Here is a 21,703-nt window from a genome sequence, read left to right on the forward strand (position 1 = left end):
CCATGCCGGTCACTCTTCAGATGATCGATCACGCACGCTGGCAGGCCGATGAGCAAGTGCGCATCGACCTGTCACGCATCTATCACGAAGCCCCCAGTGAGCGTCTCCCGCTCGCCCCGGATGACTTCATTCAGGCCAATCTCGCCGCGGGACACCGCTTCTGCAGCGCCTTCTTCAACGATCGTCATATCGGCGCGCTACTCTGCGAGGATGAAGGCGATGCCTGGAAGATCAGCCATTGCTGCGTGCGCAAGAGCACGCGTCGACGCGGTGTCGGTACGCGCCTGATGGCGCTGCTGTCGCTGGAAGCGGCCAGTGCCCAGCGTCTGCTGGTCGTGCCGAGTCAGGGATTGACCCTGGCCGACGAGCTGCTGGTATCACGTCTGGGCTATGTGCGAGACCCCGCCCGCGACGGCTTCGTGCTGGCGCAGGAGTGAACCCGGTCGTTGCCGGATGCGGAACTGACGTCAACGCGACCTGTCCACCGGCTGTGTCATCATCGATGTTGTCTTGAGGCTGTCTCGCTGTGCGGGAGGATGGCGCGCAGCGCTCGAGCTAGATGATGAGCGGGAGAAAGGGCATCGCCTGATGCCATGAGTCCCCAGCGCCATTCCATGTGCTGCCCTCTGGAGTGAGGGCACCGTAGCAATTCTCATCGTGTCAAAGGGAGGACGCAGATGAAAGCACTGTTCAGAGCCTTGCTGGCCATCGTCGGAGTACTGGCGTTGGTGGTCGTGGCAGGGGTGATCTATGTCACTACCTTCCTCGATCCGAATGATCTCAAGCCGCGACTGGTCAAGGCGGTCAAGGACCAGGCGGGGCTGGAACTGGCCCTGAACGGCCCGCTGGACTGGTCCTTCTATCCGCGTCTCGGCGTCAGCGTCGAGGACGCCGAAGCCTGGCTGCCGGAGCAGGAGCGTGACCAGTCACCGTTCGCCTCCTTTACCCGCGCGGAAGTCGGCGTGTCCTTCACGCCACTGCTGAGCGGTGAGGTCGAAGTCGAAGGCGTCTTCCTCGACGGCCTCAAGCTGGCGCTCGAGCGTGATGCACAGGGGCGTGGCAACTGGGAAAGCCTGCTCGAGCATGCGGCGACGGCCGCCGACAGTGGCGCGGCGGATGAAGCGCTGCCGCCGGCCAAGAGCGCCGGTGTGGCGCTGGCGGATGACACGACGCCGTCGGTGCAGAATGGCGCCGGCAGCATGGCGGTCAATCTCGATATCGCCTCGGTGCAGGTCACCAATGGTCAGATCGCCTATCAGGACGCGGCCAGCGGGCTCGACATGACGCTCAACGACGTGGCGTTGACGTCCTCCAACGTCAGCCCCGACAAGGCCTTCCCGGTCGAGCTGTCGTTCGTGGCCGATGGGCGTGAGCCGGAGCTTCAGAGCACCGTCAGCCTCGATGGCAAGGTGGCGCTGGACCTGCAGGGCGGCCGTCATGTGCTGACCGGCGTGAGCCTGGATACCACCACGCGCATGCCGTCGCTGGGTGACAAGGACCAGAGCGTGGCGCTGGACATCGACACCCTGACGCTGGATACGGAAAAGCAGCTGTATCTGGCCGATGGCGCCGAGCTGGACGCGACGCTCCATCAGGCCGCGCTGGGTGACAAGGCCCTGCCGCTGAAAGCCACCTTCGGTGCCGAAGCGGATCTGGCGGCGGGCACGGCGAATCTCGAGAACCTGCTGCTGACCTCCGGCAGTGACCTGCGCCTCAGCGGGGCGCTCAAGGCCAAGGACATCACCGGCGATGCGCTCAGCTATAGCGGCCAGTTCAAGCTGGCACCGCTGTCGCCCAAGGCGTGGATGACGCGTGTCGGCATGGAGGCGCCGCAGACCGCCAAGAGCAGCGCGCTGACCTCGCTGGCCTTCTCCAGCCCGTTCAAGGGCGACATGTCGCAGGTGCAGCTGACCAACCTGGTGATGGCGCTGGATGACACCACCATCAATGGGCGCCTCGGCTCGTCCTTCGATGCCTCGCAGATCACCTTCGATCTGGATGTCGACGCGCTCAATCTCGATGACTACCTGGCACCGGCGGGCGCAGACGAGAAGACGGCAAGCCTGGGGGAAGCGCTCACGGCGGGCGTGATCGCGCCGGTCTATGCGGCCGATGGTGACGCGGAGCTACTGCCGGTGGCATTGCTCAAGACGCTGGGCCTTCAGGGGCAGCTGGATATCGGCACGCTGATCGCCTCGGGTCTCGAGATGAGCAAGGTGACCGCCAAGCTGTCCGGTCAGCCGGGTGTGCAGCAGCTCGATAGCCTGACGGCCAGCCTCTATGGCGGCTCGCTGGCGGCCAATGCACGCATCGACAGCCGCAAGACACCGCTGAGCATGAGCTTCGGCGAGAAGCTGACCAATCTGGATATCGCGCCGTTCCTCAAGGCGCTGGCGCCGGAGCAGAAGGACATCCTGCGCGGTCGCCTGACGCTCAATGGTGACTACACCACCAGCACCAATCAGATCGACAGCATCAAGCGCAATCTGAACGGCAAGGGCAACTTCGAGATTCGCAATGGCGAGGTGCTCGACGTCAATATCTCCAGGGAGATGTGCACTGCCGTGGCGACGCTGAGTGGCAAGACCTCCTCGCGCGAGTGGAAGGCCAATACGCCGCTGGAGCGCGCGCAGGGCAGCTTCACGGTCACCAATGGCGTGATCAGCAATCAGGATCTCGCCCTGGCGATTCCGGGCATCGCGCTGGACGGCAAGGGCCAGCTCAACCTGCCGACCGAGGCCTTCGACTACAACGTGGCGGCGCGCTTCATCGAGGGCGCGGATGACGCGGCCTGTGAGGTCAATCCGCGTCTGATCAAGCTGCGCTTCCCGGTCCAGTGTCAGGGCAACCTGAGCGGTGAGCCGGGCGAGTGGTGTGGCTTCGATCAGAAAGGCTTCCAGAGTGCCGCAGCGGAACTGGCCAAGGATGAAGCCAAGCGCAAGGCGGGCGAGAAGGTCAGCGAGAAGCTGGATGAGAAGCTCGACGAAGATACCCGCAAGAAGATCGACGACAAGCTGGGCGAAGGCGCCAGCGACAAGCTGAAGGGCGCGATTCAGGGGCTGTTCAACTGATCACGCGCTCCCTTCGCAGCAAGACCGGCACGCCAGCTCCTCGGGGCTGGCGTGCTGCCGTTTGAGCCCAGGCCATGGCGTCGACCATGGCACGAGCAGAGGAAGTTTTGATGGCGCGACCTGACACTGCTACCACGCCAGACGTGACAGCTCCCGAGAGCCACGCCACACCCGGCTTCGAAGACATCGCCCTGAGCCCCGAGGCGTTTCAGGCGCGCGTGTTCGACTGGTTCGATGAGCATGGCCGCAAGCATCTGCCCTGGCAGGAGAACACCACGCCGTATCGCGTGTGGGTCTCGGAGATCATGCTCCAGCAGACCCAGGTCGCGACGGTGTTGCCGTACTATGCCCGCTTCATGGAGCGCTTCCCGGATGTCGCGGCGCTGGCGGCGGCGGATATCGACGACGTGCTGCACCTGTGGACGGGCCTTGGCTACTACGCGCGGGCGCGCAATCTGCACAAGGCCGCGCAGCAGGTCGTGAATGAGCACGACGGTGCCTTCCCGGTCGAGAGTGTCGAGGCACTGTCGGCCTTGCCGGGTATCGGGCGTTCGACCGCCGGGGCGATCATCAGCATCAGCACCGGACAGAGGGCGCCGATTCTCGATGGCAACGTCAAGCGCGTGCTGGCACGCCTGCATGCCGTGGAGGGCTGGCCGGGCCGTCCGGCGGTGGAGCGTAAGCTGTGGACGCTGGCGGAGCGCTACACGCCGCAGGTGCGGCTGGCGGACTGGACCCAGGCGATGATGGATCTCGGAGCCACCCTGTGCACGCGCGGCAGCAAGCCGGATTGCGCACGTTGCCCCTTCGAGGAGGTATGCGTGGCGCATGCGCGTGGCGAAGAGAAGCGCTTCCCCGAGAGCAAGCCCAAGAAGACCATTCCGACGCGTCAGACGCTGATGTTGCTGGTCAGTGATGCGGCGGGGAAGATCCTGCTGGAGCGCCGTCCGCCGACGGGCATCTGGGGCGGTCTGTGGGCGCCGCCACTGGTCGAGGACCGCGAGGCCGCGCGGGAATGGGTCGCTCGCGAGGCCCGCGGCGCCCATCTGGAGGCGCCACTGGCAAGTTTCGAGCATGTCTTCAGCCACTTCCGGCTGACCATCACGCCACAGCCGATACAGCTGGGGGAGGCAGGGCTTGCGCCAGCTCAAGCGGCCGGGAGCGTCAACGAGTCAGCCGCCGACCGCCGCTTCGTCGACCCTGCCGCGCCGGACGCCGTGGGCCTGCCGGCGCCGGTCAAGGCGCTGCTGGCGCGCTGCACGGATGATCTGTTCGGCCTGTGAGGCCTTGCTGGCGTCGGCATCGGCCGCACGTCTGGGGCAAAGCGGCTCAAGCGTGCGAGAATGAGGCAACAGTAAGGGCGTCTGGCGAAGGCTCGGCGCTCATCCGCACTGACATCCAGTTCTCTTACGGAGTTACCCATGCGCACCGTACATTGCCGCAAGTATGACCAGGACCTGCCGGGTCTCGATTTTCCGCCGCTGCCGGGCGAGAAGGGCCAGGACATCTGGTCCAACGTCTCGAAGCAGGCATGGGAAGAGTGGCAGGCGCTGCAGACGCGTCTGATCAACGAGAAACACCTCAACATGATGGATGCCGACAGCCGTCGCTATCTGATGGAGCAGATGGATCGCTTCTTCAACAACCAAGAGACGGACCAGGCCGAAGGTTTCGTGCCGACGGATGCCGCCGCCAAGGGTGAATCGCAGGGCGGACAGGGCTACGAAGTCTGAGTGGACGGCGAGGACGGCGGAAGGCGAATTACGACGCCAAATTCTTGATAAGCAAGGGTTGACGTCGGGAAAGGTTTTCTATTTAATACGTCCTCGTTGGCAAGGGCCAGATAGCTCAGTTGGTAGAGCAGGGGATTGAAAATCCCCGTGTCGGCGGTTCGATTCCGTCTCTGGCCACCAAGTGTTGGGGTATAGCCAAGTGGTAAGGCACCGGTTTTTGGTATCGGCATTCCCAGGTTCGAGTCCTGGTACCCCAGCCAGCTGACATGCAGTAACGTAGTAAGAAGACTCATATCATGAGTTCTTTGTGCCGGCTTAGCTCAGTTGGTAGAGCAACTGACTTGTAATCAGTAGGTCGAGGGTTCGACTCCTTTAGCCGGCACCATCTTCAGGCTTCTGTAGATGAGCGAAGAACACACGATATAGAGGTCGCCTTGGCGGCTTTTTTTGTGTCTTCAGGTTGGCCAGATAGCTCAGTTGGTAGAGCAGGGGATTGAAAATCCCCGTGTCGGCGGTTCGATTCCGTCTCTGGCCACCAAATTGGGGTATAGCCAAGTGGTAAGGCACCGGTTTTTGGTATCGGCATTCCCAGGTTCGAGTCCTGGTACCCCAGCCAATTCTGGCTAGCTGATGAAGTCGCAGGATGAATTCGGCAGCCAACAGAAAAGCCACCCCTCGGGGTGGCTTTTTTGCGTCTGGAGTATAGGTCAGGAGGGCGAAGGGCATGCCTCGGCCGGCGCTCATCTCAGTGCGAGGTGGGCTCGTCCGGGTGCATCGCCAGCCAGCTCAGGCGCTTGCGATAGATGGTGGAGGGCGCGATCTCCAGTATCGCCGCAGCGCGGGGGATACTGCCATCACAGGCGCTGATGACGCTCTCGATCGCCTCGCGTTCGACCATCCACAACGGGCGCAACGTGGTCTCGCTGTCCTCCGGCGCGTTGTGGCTGAGAGGCGTGCGATACGCCGTGCTGCTGGGCAGGTCCAGCATGTCGGCCGTCAGCACCTCACCATCATTGAGGATGATGGCGCGCCGTAGCGTGTTTTCCAGCTCCCGGACGTTGCCGGGCCAGTCATGGGCCAGCAGCTGACGCTCGGCGCACGCACTGAGTCGTGTGAAGCGTTTGCCTTCGTGGCCTGCCATGCGCCCCAACAGCCCGGTGGCGATCTCCAGGATATCCTGACCGCGCTCGCGCAGCGGCGGCACCTTGAGCGGGATGACGTGCAGACGATAGAAGAGGTCTTCCCTGAAGCGGTGAGTATCGACCAGTACCCGCGGGTTCTGATGCGTGGCGCACACGATGCGGCAATTGACCTCTACCGTGCGCGTGGCACCCACCGGCATGACCTGTCCTGTCTGCAGAAAGCGCAGCAGCTTGCTCTGCAAGGGGAGCGGCAGCTCCGCGATCTCATCGAGAAACAGCGTCCCCCCATCTGCCGCCACGGCGAGCCCCTGCTGGGCGCTCACGGCCCCCGTGAAAGCCCCGCGCACATGTCCGAACAATTGCGACTCCAGCAGCTCTGCCGGAATGGCGGCACAATTGACGGCGATGAACGGGCCGTCACGTACCGGGCTATGGCGGTGAATGGCAGTGGCACACAATTCCTTGCCGCTGCCGCTTTCGCCGGTGATGAAGATGGGAGCGTCCGAGTGGGCGACCTGGATGAGAGTGCGATAGAGCGTCTGCATGGCCGATGAGTCTCCGATAAACTCCCCAAAACCGCGAGGTCGCTTTACCGGTAGTTCCCTTACCCGCGAGGTAGTGGAGATATCGTCAGCCAGATTCAATGCAGTAGCCGATGATGCAGCCTGATGAGCTTTCAGTGCGGTCATGAGTGTTGTTCCCTTGCTGCTGGTCTTTCTGCATTGCCTGCGCTTCGTGCAAGCGGGCTGCGAAAGAATAATTGTCGGGCTGCTTCTGGTGACAGCCTCACCGGAGAGTCTGGATTCTCCAGCGTTGAGTGTTCGTCTTGGGGGGTTATCGAGTACCCATATAGAGGTTAATGACTTGTGCGAGATGATCATGGCGGCTTTTAGTGCGTTTTTTCCGCTCCCCCTGAGTGGCAGACTTCTCAGTCTCGACGCTTGCCTGGCTGACCAACTCTCTACTCACGCTGAAAGGGTGAGTTCTGGTATCTGACGGTCTGTCTTCCCGCGGATGCCTGTCCCGAGCAGTGCATCACTGGGCGTCTTCCTCCTCATCTTCGTTGTTGTGGGTAATGGTGAAGTCAGTCGACGACGTCTGAGAGCTGCCATCCGCGGACTGATCCGCAGTGCTGTCGATGGTGCCGGTGGAGCCATCACTCAGCGTCTGTTCGATCTGTTGCCAGTTGCCGATCGAGGTGCTGCTGCCGGTATTGAGGGTATATTCCCCGATATTGGTATCGGACCCTTCCCCCAGGCTGCCGGCCTTCTTGCTCTCGTAGAGGATCAGGGCGGTTTCTGCGCTACGTGCCGGAAAGTCGTAGGGGAAGGGCCCCATCAGCGAGTTGGCGCTGACCGTCGTGGCCAGCAGGCATCCCGCGCTGACGACCCCCAGGCTGATACGTGTAAAAGCATTCATGTCTTGCTCCTTTCGCTCTGTGAAAGATGCAGTGTCTGATGCGTGAAGACTCTTATGCCGGCAGGTACTGAAACACACGCGGGTCGCCCCGCGTGTGTTGGTTGCCTGCTGAGGATTTACGGAGTAACGGGACCGACGGAGACGGACATGTTGTTACCCACAGAGGTGGCCGTATTGCTGATGACCGGGCCATCGAAGCCTTCTGCCGGTGCCAGACCCAGGGTAATGTCCTTGACCTTGGCGGTAGCGGTGATGGTGGCGTAGCTGGTCTGGGTATTGTCGGCAATCAGGGCGGTATCAATGCCATAAGTGTCCTGGGTGACCGACAGGTTGTTGCCCACGGAGGTCGCGGCATTATCCACACTCAGGTTGAGAATGTTCTCGACCTTGGCCAGTGAATCGATCTCGGCACTCGACGGGCTGAAGGAATGACGACGGTCACTGCCCATGCCGCTGCCTGCCAGGTACTGCTCATTATGCAGGTTGACCATGGCATCGCTCTCGATGGAGGCGTTGTTGCCCACTGATGTCGCCGCATTTTCCAGGCTTTCCAGATTGACGATATCCTCGTTCACGATGCCGTCAGTATCAGTGGTGATGGTGTAGGTACCAGCGATGGCACCAGCGCCAGCAACGGCCCCAGCGGCACTGCCACCATGCTTGCCGCCTGTTGCGACTGCGCCTGCGGCTGCTCCGGCAGCGGCACCCGCGAAGCTACCTGTCTCGACGGTAGTCTCCCCGGCAGTCGTGCCATAGGTGACATCCTTGACGATGGCTTCCGAGCTGACGTCACCGATCTGCTTCTGGAGGTTCTCGACCATCACCAGGCCGCCCGGATCCTTGATCTTCGGGTCGATATCGGCTTTTACCTTGATCTTGCTCTCGACCTTGCCGTGCCAGTTCCACTTCACGTTATCGAAGGCCTGCGCCTGGCTTGCCATCATCATGCCGCTTACGAGACCGATGGCGACTGCGAGCTTATTATAGGTAGTCATTGTCATGTTCCTCATGAATGTTGACTTATTGTGCTGCGCTTGATGCTGCCGGTACTTCTGATGCGGGTGTTGCTTGCAACGGTGTTGCGACTGCTTCATTGCCACTTGCTGCATTGCTGCTGGTATTGGCTGCGGCCACTTGCTGCGTGTTGCTATCGTCATCTGCAACATGCTGTCCCGGGTGCAATGCACATTCCTGTCCCGCAGGTACAGGAAGTCCCAGGCCTTCAGTCAGAAGCTGATACGCGCCCATCTCCACGACTGATCTCACGCCCAGCTGCAGTGGCTCATTGCGCACTGCGCCGGAATCAAACTCGATCAACTGATTGCCGAAGAAGCGGTAGATACCGGCTTCGACTTCGTAACCGACCACCTGCTTCTGCAGGCTGGTGACATAGACGGTGCGGAAGGTGCGGATATCGACCATGCGCAGGTCCAGGCCGACGTTGATGACTGCAGTGCGCAGTCCAGCCCCGATTCCGCTGACGAACAGGCGGGCACCGCCGCTTGAAATGTTGTAATTGAGCTCTGTCAGTGCACCGAGAACCACGAAATGCGAAGGAAGTACCGCGAGGTTCCGGGGGGTATAAGCCAATGCCTTCTGCTCGAAAAGTTGCTGCTCTGCCAGCGGGACTCGTACATCGAGACGCTCGGTAAGATGTACCTTGCGAGTCTTGTAGAGGGCACTTATCAGCATCTCGGATACGCCCTGGGTCACGGCAGCGCTCTCTGTCACGGTGGAGTAGCTGCGTTGACCGGTCTTGTCCGTCACCTGACCCACTGCAATCACAGGCAGGTTGGTGGCGCCTTGCACCCGGCTGAGTGATACGAGGCATTCACTATATGGCGTGTTGTTTGAGGTGACTGGTGGCCCTACGACCGGTTCGACATTGTCGAATTTCGGTTCGACAGCTGCGCAGCCCCCCAGCACTGTGGCCATGCAAGCGGCCATGCATATCCGTGGCTTAAACATGCTGGAAGTTCCCCTGGTGTGACGCATGATCCTGCGCCGTTATTTTTTCTCTGATATGTCTCTATCAGTTGTTCTGCCGTGTTTTCTAAAGGGCACGAAGCGTGCCAAACAATTTCACAATATTTCACAGACACTTACGCATTAATGCGCAATGTTGCGTGCGATGCGTTTTGCAAATGGCGAAGCGAAGTGAGGGGAAATACCACGGGCGTGGTGCCAGTGATGAGTCGCTGATTAAGCTGCTTGTCTCACGGAAGATGAGAATTCGTGGCAACAGGATGAGTCGGGACTGGCGAGAGGGGATGACTGAAGGAATTTGTCATCCGCGAGGCACAGGCAGCCTCATGTTTTCTTGAGAAGGGTGATGGCGGGTGTGGTGTGAGATTGGATGGTCTTTTAACGATCTTGTGGATCAGATCTCTGTGCTTATTTCATGAATCTCGGGGTTGAAGTCTGTTGTATGGCCCATAGGTGGGACAGTGCGGGCAAGCCGCATGCTAGAACGCCAGATTCCACTTTCCTCAATGCAAGACATTGATGCCTTAAGGAGAGCATGATGACAGCTTCACGCCATATGACCTCGTACAACGCCACTTCTGCTCTTTCATCCAAGCAACGCCAGCATGAGCAGACCGATGGTGGCAACGTCAGCGCCGCTGCAGAAGCCTCCAACCAGCAGCTGGACGCCCGTCAGACCAATGCCGATCGTGATCAGGCGCCGGAAGCCTATCTCGACAAGTCGGGCAGCGACCGAGGCTCCGATCACTCGCGAGACGCCTATCCGACGCGCCTGAGCCAGCCGCCGGAGCATCTGTGGCAGAAGCGCCGCGAGCCCGTCGTGCACTCGCGTGCCGATGAGGGTCCGCTGGGCGCCGAGCAGCTCAAGCGTTTCAAGAGTGACGGCTTCCTGTTCGAGCCGGAATTCCTGGCGCCGGAGGAAGTCGAGGCGCTGAAGACCGAGCTGGCAGCGCTGCTCGACAACGAAGAGTGGCAGGGGCGTGATTTCACCATCACCGAGCCCAAGAGCCGCGAGATTCGTTCCATCTTCGCCGTGCATTTCCTGTCCGAGCGCTTCCGCCAGCTGGCAGAAGACCCGCGCCTGGTCGATCGCGCGCGCCAGATCCTGGGGGGCGATGTCTATCTCCACCAGTCGCGCATCAACTACAAGCCGGGCTTCGAGGGCAAGGGCTTCAACTGGCACTCGGACTTCGAGACCTGGCACGCCGAGGATGGCATGCCGGAGATGCGCGCGGTCAGCGCCTCGATCATCCTGACCGACAATCACCACTTCAATGGTCCGCTGATGCTGATCCCCGGCTCGCATGAAGTCTTCGTGCATTGCCTGGGCGAGACGCCGGATGACAACCACAAGTCATCCCTGCAGACCCAGAAGGTCGGTGTGCCCTCGCGTGAAGCACTGAGCGAGCTGATCGCCGAGCGTGGTATCGAAGCCCCGACCGGTGCCGCCGGCGGCCTGTTGATGTTCGACTGCAATACGCTGCATGGCTCCAACGCCAACATGTCGCCGGACCCGCGCAGCAACGCCTTCTTCGTCTACAACCGTGTCGATAACGCGATGCAGGCGCCCTTTGCCGCCGCGCGTCCGCGCCCGGAATTTCTCGCGCACCGTCTCGATGGTGGCTGGGACGAACTTGAAGACTGAAGTTGAAGACCGAGCTTGAAGACTGAAGTGGAAGACCGAGCTTGAAAGCTGAGCTTTGAAGATCGAAGTGAACTGAACTGCACAACGCCGGGTTGCGCTCAGGCGGCGAAATCTCGGACGTTGGTGTGGTAGTGGCAGGCTGTCGGGGCGACGTATCATTGCGATATCTCTCATTGATCGTCTTTCATTGATCCTCCATCACGCCCCGACAGGAGTTCTGCATGCCGCTTGCTCAGCGTTTCACCCCGCGTTTCAGCGATGGTCGCGTCTTCGCTCATGACCTCGGCAAGGTGGTCTGTGTCGGCCGCAACTACGCAGCCCACGCCGCGGAGCTCGGCAATGAAGTGCCCAGCGAGCCGTTGCTGTTCATCAAGCCCGCCACCAGCGTGACGCCGATGGACAAGCCATTGGCGATCTCGCGGCGTCGCGGCCAGTACCACTATGAGGCCGAGCTGGCGCTGCTGATCGGCAAGCCGCTGTGTGAAGCCAGCGAAGCAGAGGCGCTGGAAGTACTGGCCGGCATGGGGCTGGCACTGGACCTGACCCTGCGTGAGCGCCAGAGCAAGCTCAAGGCCAAGGGCCAGCCGTGGGAGCTGGCCAAGGCCTTCGATGGCAGCTGTCCGTTGTCTTCCTTCGTGGCGCTGGAAGGGTCGCGTTGGCGTGATGCCGATGGCGAGCTGCACAGCGTGGATTTCCAGGCGCTGCACTATCGCTTTGCCATCGATGGCGAGCAGCGCCAGCAGGCGGATACCAGCCTGATGCTGTTCCCCGTCGCGCGTCTGCTCAGTGAGATCAGCCACAGCTTCACCCTGCTGCCCGGCGATGTGGTGCTGACCGGCACGCCGGAAGGCGTCGGCGAGTTGAATCCGGATCAGGCGCTGGCACTGGCGCTGGATGCCCCGGATGGCAGCGGCGAGCTGCTGCGCATCGAGACACGCACGCGCGGCGTGGCATGACGTCTGGGGCTGAGCCAGCCCTGAGCGAGTTCTGAAAAAGAAAAGCCCCTGCCGGGCCACCGGCAGGGGCTTTTGCTGTCTGGGTTTTAGCTTTTGAAGCTGATCCTTCCAAACTCGGTTCATTGAGCCAGGGCCCGAGCCTCGGCAGTGTTTCAGCTCTCCAGGTAGGTATAGCCGTCGAGACCGGCCTTCAGGTCTTCGAGCAGGTCTGCCTGTTCCAGCGCATTCAGGTTGGATGACTTGAGCTGACGCGCGAGGCGTGCGGCCAGCTGCTCCGGGTCGAAGTTCACGTAACGCAGCACCTGCGCCACGCTATCACCCTGAATCGCATGGGAAAGCTGCCACTGGCCATCGTCGTCGAGGCTGGCATCCACGGAATCGGTATCGCCGAACAGGTTGTGCAGGTCGCCGAGGATTTCCTGATAGGCGCCGACCATGAAGAAGCCGAGCAGCTTCTCTTCATCGGCATGCCATTCCGGCAGCGGCAGGGTGGCGTCCAGGCCCTGGTCATCCACATAGGTGTCGATGCGGCCATCGCTGTCGCAGGTGATGTCCTGAATCACGCCACGTCGTGTCGGCGCGCGGTCGAGACCGGTCAGCGGCAGGATCGGGAAGATCTGCTCGATGCCCCAGATGTCCGGCAGCGACTGGAACAGCGAGAAGTTGACGAACAGCTTGTCGGCCAGTTTCTCGTTGAGCTCATCGAGCACCGCACGGTGCGAACGCTGACGTGCATCGAGACGCCCGGCCAGGCTGCGACACACGTTGGTATAGATGGCTTCGGCCTCGGCGCGGATGGCGATGCTCGCCAGCCCCATCACGAAGCGCTCCTGCACCTGATGCTGGGCATGCACCACGGCGTGGTAGATCTCCACCAGCTCACGCGGCTCCAGCTGACCTTCCAGCCGAGCAGCCTGCGCCCACAGCGCGGCGATCTGGGCATCGTCCTCGCGGCGTGCGGGCAGCGGCAGGTTCACGCGCTCCTCGCCGATCACGTCCGTGACCAGCACCGCGTGATGAGCGGTCAGGGCGCGGCCGGATTCGGAGATGATGTGCGGATGCGGCAGGTCATGGGCATCACAGACGGCGTGGAAGGCGCCGACCACATAGTCGGCGTATTCGCGCATCGAGTAGTTGAGCGAGCAGGCGCTTTCCGAGCGCGTGCCTTCATAGTCCACCCCAAGGCCGCCGCCGACATCGACGATTTCCACGCCGGCGCCAGCTTCGTGCAGACCCTGATAGAAGCGCGCGCACTCGGCCAGGCCGCGCTGGATATCGCTGATGTCCGCGATCTGGGAGCCAAGATGAAAGTGGACCAGCTTGAGGCAGTCCAGCGCATCCACCTCGCGCAGACGTTCGACCAGCGCGACGATCTGGCTGGCGGTCAGGCCGAACTTGGACTTCTCGCCGCCGGTGTTCTGCCAGTTGCCCTTGCCGATGGTAGCCAGGCGCGCGCGCAGGCCGATGCGCGGACGCACGCCGAGGCGCTGTGCCTCTTCCAGTACCAGTTCCAGCTCGCTGGCCTTCTCGACCACCAGATGCACGCGGTGGCCAAGCTTCTCGCCCATCAGCGCCAGACGCACGTATTCGCGGTCCTTGTAGCCATTGCAGACGATCACCGACGGGCCGCTGTCCGACAGCGCCAGCACGGCGAGCAGTTCCGGCTTGCTGCCGGCTTCCAGCCCGACACGCCCGCGTGAGCGCTCGCTGGTCGCCAGCAGTTCCTCGACCACGCGACGCTGCTGATTGACCTTGATCGGGTAGACGGCGGTGTAGCTGGCGCCATAGCCGCGCGAGCTGATGGCGGCATCGAAGGCGGCACACAGCTGCTCGACGCGGTCATGCAGGATATCGGCGAAGCGAACCAGCAGCGGCAGGCGCAGGCCCTGGGCGCGTGCCTTGTCGATCAGCGAGATCAGCGGCAGCGCAGGCGTGCCCGGCTCGCCATGCGGGCGCACCAGTGTCAGGCCATCCTGGCCCACGTCGAAATAGCCGCTGCCCCACTGGTCGATGTTGTAGGTGCGGCGTGCTTCGGCTGCAAAGGAGGTCATCGCGGTCTCCGGAGATGGACGGCGTGAAGGCAAGCCCGGCGGTGCTCAACAGGTGTGGGCAGCGTCGGAGAAGACAATGACGCCCGCAGGAATGCGGGCGCTCAGAGGGCGCATTATGCCTGCTGGGGGCCAGCAGGCAATTGCTTTGACGACTCGGTCAGTACGGAAGGTACCGATCAGGCCGGTTGCGTGGCCTCGGGCAGCGGCAGAGCGCCTTCCTCGATGCGCCGACCCAGCAGCTGGCGATACTGTGCCGGGTCCTTCGGCGTCAGGCTGTGGGCGGGCGGGTCCACGTAGACCACCAGCAGGCGCGACAGCCAATAGCGCAGCGCGGTCATGCGCAGCATGCTCGGCCACAGGCGGCGTTCGTCGGCGTTCATCGGGCGCTCGGCCTGATAGGCACTGAGCAGGGCGTCATAACGCGCCTGGTCCAGACGGCCATCGTCATTGGAGCACCAGTCATTGACCAGAATCGACAGATCGAAGATCAGGTCGCCGGTGCAGCCGTTGTAGAAGTCGATGATACCGCCGAGGCGGTCGCCGTCGAACAGAGTGTTGTCGCGGAACAGGTCACCGTGCAGCGCGCCCTGCGGCAGCTCGACACCGCTGAAGACGTCTTCGCAGACATCGATCTCGTCGGCCATCAGCGCCTGGTCTTCCGGGCTCAGATACGCCAGCACCTTGTGGTGCATCGGCTTGATCCAGTGCAGGTCACGGGTATTGGGGCGGTGGCCGGTGAAGTGCTGCGAAACGGCATGCATGCGCCCCAGCGCCGCGCCGATCTCGCGGCACTGGGCCACGTTGGGCGAGACCGGCCAGTTGCCCGGCATACGCGGGAACAGCAGCGCCGGCTTGCCTGCCAGCACCTTGAGTGCCTGGCCGTCGCGGTCGTGCAGCGGGCCCGGCACCGGTAGCTTGTGGCTGGCGAGGAAGTCGAGCAGCTCGACGAAGAAGGGCAGTTCCGCATGCTCGCCCTGCTCGAACAAGGTCAGCACCATCTCGCGGCGATCGGTGGTGACGAAGAAGGTCGAGTTCTCGGTGCCGTGCGCGACATCCTCAAGCGATGTCAGCGTGCCTGCGTCGTACTCTGCCAGAAATTCTGCGACCTGAGCGTCGCTCAGGGGGGTAAAGACTGCCATGGGTGACTCTTCTCGCCGAAATGTGTCCGCCCCGCCAGTGGCGCGCCGCCGGAGCGAAGCGGCGGCAATGCGCTGACAGGAGTTGTTGTAGGTATGCAGGAAGGATGCCGCCACGCCCGGGGGCAAGAGATGTGCCGCGGGCGTGACGCCTGTCGCTGCTGGCTCAGCTGTCGCGTGAACCAGATGCCGAGCTTATCACTTTTTCAGTGCCCAGCCGGGTACCTTGAGCTGGCTGGCACTGGTGACGCTGGACTTGATGAAGTTGCCGTTGCCGTCACTGTCGAGCAGGAAGAAGGGCGCGCCGCCCTTGGGGATGATCTCGATGGCATACAGATGGCCATTGACGCGGTATTCGCGCAGCTGGCGGTCATCCTGCTGACGGCTGGTGATCTGCGGCTTGGGGGCCTCGCTCTCGGCGACGGCCAGCGGCGCACTCAGGGCGGTGACGGCCAGCAGCAGCCCGGTGGCCAGCAGCGTGGGCAGGCGCAGCAGGGAATGCGGAGCAATGGAAGCAGTCGAGCGCATGACAATCCTCCTTTACACAAGCGCAGCCTGTATCAGGTTCCGCGTGCGAAAGTTCTGTGAGCAAGGGGCCTGCAGGCAGGGTGCCTGCGAGCAAGCACCCGGTGCGTACCCGTGCAGAAGACAAGCGAATCGGCGCTGGCCTGAAACCTTGCCTGATGGGCGCAGTTTACGTCCCTTGTTGGCAGTGTGCACGACTTCCCGCCATCAATGCCCGGCGCAGAAGACACACGCGCCGAGGGTGGCGACTGTGCCTCGCCGCAGCCCTTGCGTATCATGGCAGCCATAGCTGCCGAGAGGTTTTCGGCCCCGACTCTGCTTGCCCCAAGCTCACCCTTCAGCCTACGGATGCGACTGCTCATGGCCGCCACGCCGATCGTTCTCGTCGATGGATCTTCCTATCTCTATCGTGCCTTTCATGCTCTGCCGCCGCTGACCACCTCCAAGGGCCTGCCCACCGGCGCGGTGAAGGGCGTGATCAACATGCTCAAGAGCCTGATCCGCCAGTACCCGGACAGCCCCATGGCGGTGGTCTTCGATGCCAAGGGCAAGACCTTCCGCGACGACATGTACCCCGAGTACAAGGCCCAGCGTCCGCCGATGCCGGATGACCTGCGCCTGCAGGTCGAGCCGCTGCATGCCTGCGTGCGTGCCCTTGGCCTGCCCCTGCTGTGCGTGGAAGGCGTCGAGGCCGATGACGTCATCGGCACCCTGGCGCGCATGGCGACCGAGGCTGGGCGTGACGCCGTCATCTCTACCGGCGACAAGGACATGGCCCAGCTGGTGAACGAGCACATTACCCTGGTCAACACCATGAAGAACGAGACGCTGGACGTGGACGGCGTCACCGAGAAGTTCGGCATTCCGCCGAACCTGATCATCGACTTCCTCGCGCTGATGGGCGACAAGGTCGACAACATTCCCGGCGTGCCGGGCGTGGGCGAGAAGACCGCGCTGGGCCTGCTGCAGGGCATGGAAGGCGGCCTCGACACCATCTACGGCGATCTCGATCGCATCAAGACGCTCAGCTTCCGCGGCGCCAAGACCCTGGCCAAGAAGATGGAAGCGCATCGCGAAGATGCCTATCTCTCCTACCGTCTCGCCACCATCAAGCTGGACTGCGAGCTGGAATATGGCCTGGATGACCTCGCGATCGCCGCACCGGACACCGCCGCGCTGGTCGAGCTCTACAAGGAGATGGAATTCCGCGCCTGGCTGAAGGAGCTGCTGGAAGGCGGCGACATGGCGGCCACGCCACATGCCGACGAGAAGGACAGCGGGGTCGCCGGCAGTGACCTGTTCGGTGACAGCATTGCGCCGGTCGCTGAAAAGGCCTCAGGCAAGGGCAAGACCGCCGCTGCACCAACCCCTGATCTGGAAGCGGCGGAAGAGGGCGACGAGATGCCCGATGCGCTGCCGCCGCGTGAGGAGCGCAACTACCGCGCCATCACCGAGCAGGCCGAGCTGGATGCGTGGCTCGAGCGCGTGCGCAACGCCACCTCGCTGTGCTTCGATCTCGAGACCACCAGCCTCAACTACATGGAAGCCGAGATCGTCGGTATCGGCATGGCGCTGGAAGTCGGCGAGGCCGTCTACATTCCCGTCGCTCACAGCTATCTGGATGCCCCCGCGCAGCTGGAGCGCCAGGCCGTGCTGGAAGCGCTGACGCCGATTCTCGCCGATACCGCCATCACCAAGATCGGCCAGAACCTCAAGTACGACATCGAGGTGCTGGCGCGCTACGACATCGCGGTGGCCGGCCCGCTGGCCGACACCATGCTGATGTCCTACGTGCTCAATTCCACCGCGACCCGTCACGACATGGACTCGCTGGCGCTCAAGTATCTGGGCGAGAGCACCATCAGCTTCACCGACATCGCCGGCAAGGGCGCCAAGCAGCTGACGTTTGATCAGATCGCACTGGAAGAGGCGATGCCGTATGCCTGCGAGGATGTCGACATCACCCTGCGCCTCGCCGCGCTGCTGATGCCGCGCATCGAGAAGCTGGGACGTCTGGATGAAGTGCTGCGTCAGTTCGAATATCCGCTGATTCCGGTGCTGGCGCGCATCGAGCGCAACGGCGTCGCGATCGACCCCGAGCGCCTGCACGTCCAGACCCGCGAGCTGACCGAGCAGATCCACGACATCGAGAAGCAGGCCTTTGAGCTTGCGGGCCGCGAGTTCAACCTCTCTTCCCCCAAGCAGCTGGGCGAGATCCTCTTCGAGGAGCAGAAGCTGCCGGTCAAGAAGAAGACGCCCAAGGGCGCGCCGTCCACCGCCGAAGCAGTGCTTGAGGAGCTGGCGCTGGACTACCCGCTGCCCAAGCTGATCATGCGCCATCGCGGCATGACCAAGCTCAAGAGCACCTACACCGACAAGCTGCCGCAGCTGGTCAACCCGACCACGCGTCGCCTGCACACCAGCTACCATCAGGCCGTCACCGCCACGGGGCGTCTATCGTCGTCTGATCCGAACCTGCAGAACATCCCGGTGCGCAGTGACGAGGGCCGTCGTATCCGTCAGGCCTTCATCGCGCGCCCTGGCTATCGCATCGTCGCGGCGGATTACTCGCAGATCGAGCTGCGCATCATGGCGCACCTCTCCGGTGACAAGGGTCTGCTCTCGGCCTTTGCCGACAACCGCGACGTGCACGCCGCCACCGCCGCTGAAGTCTTCGGCACCGAGGAATCGCGTGTCAGCAGTGACCAGCGTCGCAGCGCCAAGGCCATCAACTTCGGGCTGATCTACGGCATGTCCGCCTGGGGTCTCTCGCGCCAGCTGGATATCGAACCCGGCCAGGCCAAGACCTACATCGAGCGCTACTTCGAGCGTTATCCTGGCGTCGCCACCTACATGGAAGACACGCGTCAGCTCGCCGCCGAGCAGGGCTACGTCGAGACCATCTTCGGCCGTCGTCTCTACCTGCCGGAAATCGGCTCGCGCAATCACGCGCGTCGCAGCGCCGCCGAGCGCACTGCCATCAACGCCCCGATGCAGGGCAGCGCCGCCGACATCATCAAGCGCGCCATGATCGACGTGGACGCCTGGCTGGCGGGCAGCGACGGTGCCGACAGATACGACGCCATGATGGTCATGCAGGTACACGATGAACTCGTCTTCGAAGTCGCCGAAGCGCAGGTCGAAGACTTCATGAAAGACGTCGCCCAGCGCATGCAGAACGCCGCCTCCCTCGACGTCCCGCTGCTCGTCGAAGTCGAGCAAGGCGACAACTGGGAAGAAGCGCATTAATGGTTCAAGCATTTTAAGCTATACCAGAATGCTGCATTAAGTGGCTATGAAAAATAAAACAAGCATCTTGTCGCCAAACGATGAGATGCTTGTGTTTTAGAATCGCTACTTAAAGATTAATGTCATTGGTCCTCCAATCGTAGGGCTTATCGTCGCAAAATCTTCTGGTGGTTTAAATAATGTCGGCGGTGGTTCAATTCTGTTGCTCACGGTTATCTCTTTGTGAAAAATTAGCTCTAGACAAAATAGTGCCGCTGCAGAATTTAATGTGTTTTGTAGATTTGCTTCTTGATAATGGTTGTTCCTTTCATGCTTTACTTTGTTATGGCATGACCACCAGTTAGGTGATTTGTTATTGCTCCAGTTTTCCCAAGGGGCTAATGTGAGCGAGTATCGTGGTATTGTAATTTCCATGCTTTCGAGAAATGGATAATTCTCTCTTAATTCTGACCTATAGTCTCCGATGTTTCCTGCTTTGGAGTTTGAGTTTCTTATTTGGCAAATTAGCTTGGATAAGACATCAACTTCTGAACAGCACGCTAAAAGTATATTCGTTAGCTCTGTGGAATAAGTTTTATAATTGTCTTTTGTGAATTCTATATATCTTGCTAGATTCTCAATGTCAGATTCTAGGGCAAGAAAATAATTCCAGTGCAGTAATCGTTCGCCTTCTAAAATACCCATTCCTTTCTCTCCCTCTTGATTTTTATTTAGGATATATGTCTGGATGATGCTGAGCGATATCTTATACTTTAAAAGATTTATCGGTTGACTGGTCTTTCTATGCTCTAGTTCCTGTAGATTAGCCTTTTTTTATCTTTATATCTAAATTTGGAGTTCTACGACCACTGGCTACGTTGATCCTTGGCGGCGGTAGGCCGATGCTGTGGGGGGTGTCCGGTTTTCCGGACGCTGGCTGCGTGATGGCGCGGCCCATAACAATCAGATCCGGCGGGTGTGGTGGCAGAGGGATACGGCTACCCACGATGACCGGACACGCCAAGGGAGAGCGGTGATGGCTCAGCAGATGCCTGTGTCAGGCGCGGTGGGCGGGGAGAAGATGGCTGCCCCGCTGCGCGATGATCTACCTGCCACCTCGATTCATCTGGAGCGGGCGCGCCGCGAGTTGCTGCGTGCCGCGATGGATGCGGTGGAGGAGTGGGTCGTGGTGGTGGATGCCCAGGGTGGTATCCAGTTTCTGAATGCGCCCTATGCCGAGTTTCTCGGCGTCGAGGCCAGCGAGGTGCTGGGGCGCGATGTCAGCGAGGTGATCGAGAACACCCGCATGCACGAGGTGCTGGAGAGCGGACGTGCGGAGCTGGCCCAGCTGCAGTTGATTCGTGGCCACCACATGATTGCCCACCGTTACCCCATCTTCCGCGATGGCGAGCTGATCGGCGCCATCGGCTCGGTGCTCTACCACGACACCTGGGAATGGCGGCAGGTGAATGCTCAGGTTCAGGCGCTGGAAGCAGAGGTGGACTACTACCGCCAGGCGCTGGAAACCCCCACCGGCGCGCGCTGGCAGCTGAGTGACATCATCGGCGATTCGCCCGCCATGCGGGAACTTGCCTGCAAGGTGCGCAAGATCGCCCCCGGCGGTGCCTCGGTGTTGATCCGTGGCGAGTCCGGCACCGGCAAGGAGCTGTATGCCCATGCGCTGCACCGCAGCTCGGCGCGTGCCAAGGGCCCCTTCATCAAGCTCAACTGTGCGGCGATTCCCGAAGCGCTGCTGGAAGCGGAGCTGTTCGGCTATGAAGAAGGCGCCTTCACCGGCGCCAAGCGTGGCGGCAAGCCCGGCAAGTTCCAGCTCGCGGATGGCGGCACGCTGTTTCTCGATGAGGTCGGCGACATGCCGCTGGCGATGCAGGCCAAGCTGCTGCGCGTGCTGCAGGACCGCGAGGTCGAGGCAGTCGGCGCGACCCGTCTGGTCAGCGTCGATGTGCGTGTCATCGCCGCGACTCACCGCCCGCTGGAAGCGCTGGTCGAGAGCGGCGAATTCCGCGAAGACCTCTTCTATCGCATCAATGTGGTGCCCCTGAAGGTGCCGCCGCTGCGCGAGCGCCGCGACGACCTGCCGACCCTGGCCACGCACCTGCTGTCACGTCTGGCGCGACGCAGTGGTCGCCGCCCACCGATTCTCTCCGAAGCCGCTCTCGAACGCCTGTGCGCGCATCACTGGCCCGGCAACGTACGCGAGCTGGAAAACGTGCTCGAAGCTGCCTTCTATCTGGGCGGCAGCCATATCCAACCGACCGACTTGCCGGATGCCATCGGCGCCCGGCATGGCGATGCGCGGCATGGCGATGCCCGGCACGCCGCTACCCATCAAAGCGACTTGTCCACACCCGCTTCAGCGGCCGAGTCGTCCACAACCGCCCGGGAGTTGTACACGACGCCGACCACGCTGCGTGAGGCGATGGCCCAGGCGGAGCGCCAATTGATCGAGGACGCGCTGCGCGCCGCCGAGGGCAATCGCACCCGCGCCGCCCGTCAGCTCGGCATCGCCAAGTCCTCGCTCTACGAAAAGCTCAATCGGCATGGGCTGTTGGCCGAAACGCCCTGATTGACCGGCATTTCACCTCCCCGCCACCAACGTGTGGCCAAAGCGTCCGGAATCTCGGTCAGTGACCGGAATTCCGGACGCTTTGCGTTTCTCGCCACCCCACGGCCTGCATACCCGCATGGGGTCTGTATTCCTCTATCGGCATATTCGACTGGAGTCGTAGACAGAATTCATGAAAGCGCGCGACCTTGGTCGCAGCCTCGGCAGCTTGAGTGTCCGGCTTT

The 21,703-nt window shown here is 61.8% G+C and carries 16 protein-coding genes and 5 tRNA genes; 13 read left to right on the top strand and 8 right to left on the bottom strand.

The features are described from left to right. Window positions 1-2 precede the first annotated feature (2 nt). The 9 genes from QD356_RS09925 to QD356_RS09965 all read left to right on the top strand — a co-directional run bounded on the left by QD356_RS09925 (window position 3) and on the right by QD356_RS09965 (window position 5,420). Window positions 3-437 carry an acetyl-CoA sensor PanZ family protein gene (locus QD356_RS09925; protein WP_192838701.1) on the top strand — a complete coding sequence of 145 codons (435 nt, stop codon included), beginning with the start codon at window positions 3-5 and terminating at the stop codon, window positions 435-437. 240 nt (window positions 438-677) lie between these two features. Continuing rightward, entirely contained in the window at window positions 678-3,071 is a 2,394-nt protein-coding gene (locus QD356_RS09930) for an AsmA family protein (protein WP_192838700.1), read from the top strand. 110 nt (window positions 3,072-3,181) lie between these two features. Then, entirely contained in the window at window positions 3,182-4,354 is a 1,173-nt protein-coding gene (mutY, locus tag QD356_RS09935) for an A/G-specific adenine glycosylase (RefSeq protein WP_192838699.1), read from the top strand. A gap of 138 nt (window positions 4,355-4,492) precedes the next feature. Beyond that, window positions 4,493-4,804 (top strand): oxidative damage protection protein, encoded by a 312-nt coding sequence (locus QD356_RS09940; RefSeq protein ID WP_052384882.1) that lies wholly within the window; start codon window positions 4,493-4,495, stop codon window positions 4,802-4,804. Between the two features lie 104 nt (window positions 4,805-4,908). Continuing rightward, window positions 4,909-4,984, top strand: a tRNA-Phe gene (locus QD356_RS09945). Between the two features lie 5 nt (window positions 4,985-4,989). Then, window positions 4,990-5,064 (top strand) — tRNA-Gln (locus tag QD356_RS09950). A gap of 49 nt (window positions 5,065-5,113) precedes the next feature. Next, a tRNA-Thr gene (locus QD356_RS09955) sits at window positions 5,114-5,189 on the top strand. A 77-nt stretch (window positions 5,190-5,266) separates the two neighbouring features. After that, window positions 5,267-5,342 (top strand) — tRNA-Phe (locus tag QD356_RS09960). 3 nt (window positions 5,343-5,345) lie between these two features. Next, window positions 5,346-5,420: transfer RNA gene (locus tag QD356_RS09965), tRNA-Gln, on the top strand. Between the two features lie 129 nt (window positions 5,421-5,549). Here the strand turns inward: QD356_RS09965 and QD356_RS09970 are convergent. The 4 genes from QD356_RS09970 to QD356_RS09985 all read right to left on the bottom strand — a co-directional run bounded on the left by QD356_RS09970 (window position 5,550) and on the right by QD356_RS09985 (window position 9,300). Then, window positions 5,550-6,827 carry a sigma-54 dependent transcriptional regulator gene (locus QD356_RS09970; protein ID WP_347882117.1) on the bottom strand — a complete coding sequence of 426 codons (1,278 nt, stop codon included), beginning with the start codon at window positions 6,825-6,827 and terminating at the stop codon, window positions 5,550-5,552. Window positions 6,828-6,981: 154 nt separating this feature from the next. Further along, window positions 6,982-7,365, bottom strand: coding sequence for a hypothetical protein (locus QD356_RS09975; protein WP_192838697.1), 384 nt, complete (start codon window positions 7,363-7,365; stop codon window positions 6,982-6,984). Window positions 7,366-7,481: 116 nt separating this feature from the next. Beyond that, window positions 7,482-8,360, bottom strand: coding sequence for a hypothetical protein (locus QD356_RS09980; protein WP_192838696.1), 879 nt, complete (start codon window positions 8,358-8,360; stop codon window positions 7,482-7,484). Window positions 8,361-8,385: 25 nt separating this feature from the next. Further along, window positions 8,386-9,300: a CsgG/HfaB family protein gene (locus QD356_RS09985; RefSeq protein ID WP_225996534.1), complete on the bottom strand. Its 915-nt coding sequence runs from the start codon at window positions 9,298-9,300 to the stop codon at window positions 8,386-8,388. 589 nt (window positions 9,301-9,889) lie between these two features. Here QD356_RS09985 and thpD point away from each other — a divergent pair. Together thpD and QD356_RS09995 are read left to right on the top strand one after the other, a co-directional pair. Continuing rightward, window positions 9,890-10,996: an ectoine hydroxylase gene (gene thpD, locus QD356_RS09990; protein ID WP_318833289.1), complete on the top strand. Its 1,107-nt coding sequence runs from the start codon at window positions 9,890-9,892 to the stop codon at window positions 10,994-10,996. A 221-nt stretch (window positions 10,997-11,217) separates the two neighbouring features. Beyond that, window positions 11,218-11,952 carry a fumarylacetoacetate hydrolase family protein gene (locus tag QD356_RS09995; RefSeq protein WP_192838695.1) on the top strand — a complete coding sequence of 245 codons (735 nt, stop codon included), beginning with the start codon at window positions 11,218-11,220 and terminating at the stop codon, window positions 11,950-11,952. A gap of 152 nt (window positions 11,953-12,104) precedes the next feature. Here QD356_RS09995 and speA read toward each other — a convergent pair whose 3' ends face one another. From speA to QD356_RS10010, 3 genes are all read right to left on the bottom strand, one after another. After that, entirely contained in the window at window positions 12,105-14,003 is a 1,899-nt protein-coding gene (speA, locus tag QD356_RS10000) for a biosynthetic arginine decarboxylase (RefSeq protein ID WP_054555224.1), read from the bottom strand. 176 nt (window positions 14,004-14,179) lie between these two features. Further along, entirely contained in the window at window positions 14,180-15,142 is a 963-nt protein-coding gene (locus QD356_RS10005; protein ID WP_192838694.1) for a homoserine kinase, read from the bottom strand. Window positions 15,143-15,337: 195 nt separating this feature from the next. Further along, the gene (locus QD356_RS10010; protein ID WP_082388170.1) at window positions 15,338-15,667 is read right to left on the bottom strand and encodes a DUF2782 domain-containing protein; all 330 of its coding nucleotides are present in this window, start codon (window positions 15,665-15,667) and stop codon (window positions 15,338-15,340) included. Window positions 15,668-16,024: 357 nt separating this feature from the next. Here QD356_RS10010 and polA point away from each other — a divergent pair, with 357 nt between their 5' ends. Then, a complete protein-coding gene (gene polA, locus QD356_RS10015; RefSeq protein WP_192838693.1) occupies window positions 16,025-18,913 on the top strand; it encodes a DNA polymerase I in 2,889 nt (962 codons plus the stop codon). Window positions 18,914-19,018: 105 nt separating this feature from the next. Here the strand turns inward: polA and QD356_RS10020 are convergent, their stop codons facing one another. Next, on the bottom strand, window positions 19,019-19,597 hold the full coding sequence (locus QD356_RS10020; RefSeq protein WP_192838692.1) for a hypothetical protein: 579 nt from the start codon (window positions 19,595-19,597) through the stop codon (window positions 19,019-19,021). A gap of 331 nt (window positions 19,598-19,928) precedes the next feature. On the opposite strand from QD356_RS10020, the gene QD356_RS10025 reads away from it, so the two are divergent. Further along, entirely contained in the window at window positions 19,929-21,479 is a 1,551-nt protein-coding gene (locus QD356_RS10025) for a sigma 54-interacting transcriptional regulator (protein ID WP_225996533.1), read from the top strand. The last annotated feature ends 224 nt before the right edge of the window (window positions 21,480-21,703 follow it).

Origin of the sequence: Cobetia sp. 2AS (genome assembly GCF_029846355.1) — a bacterium.
Taxonomy (GTDB): domain Bacteria; phylum Pseudomonadota; class Gammaproteobacteria; order Pseudomonadales; family Halomonadaceae; genus Cobetia; species Cobetia amphilecti.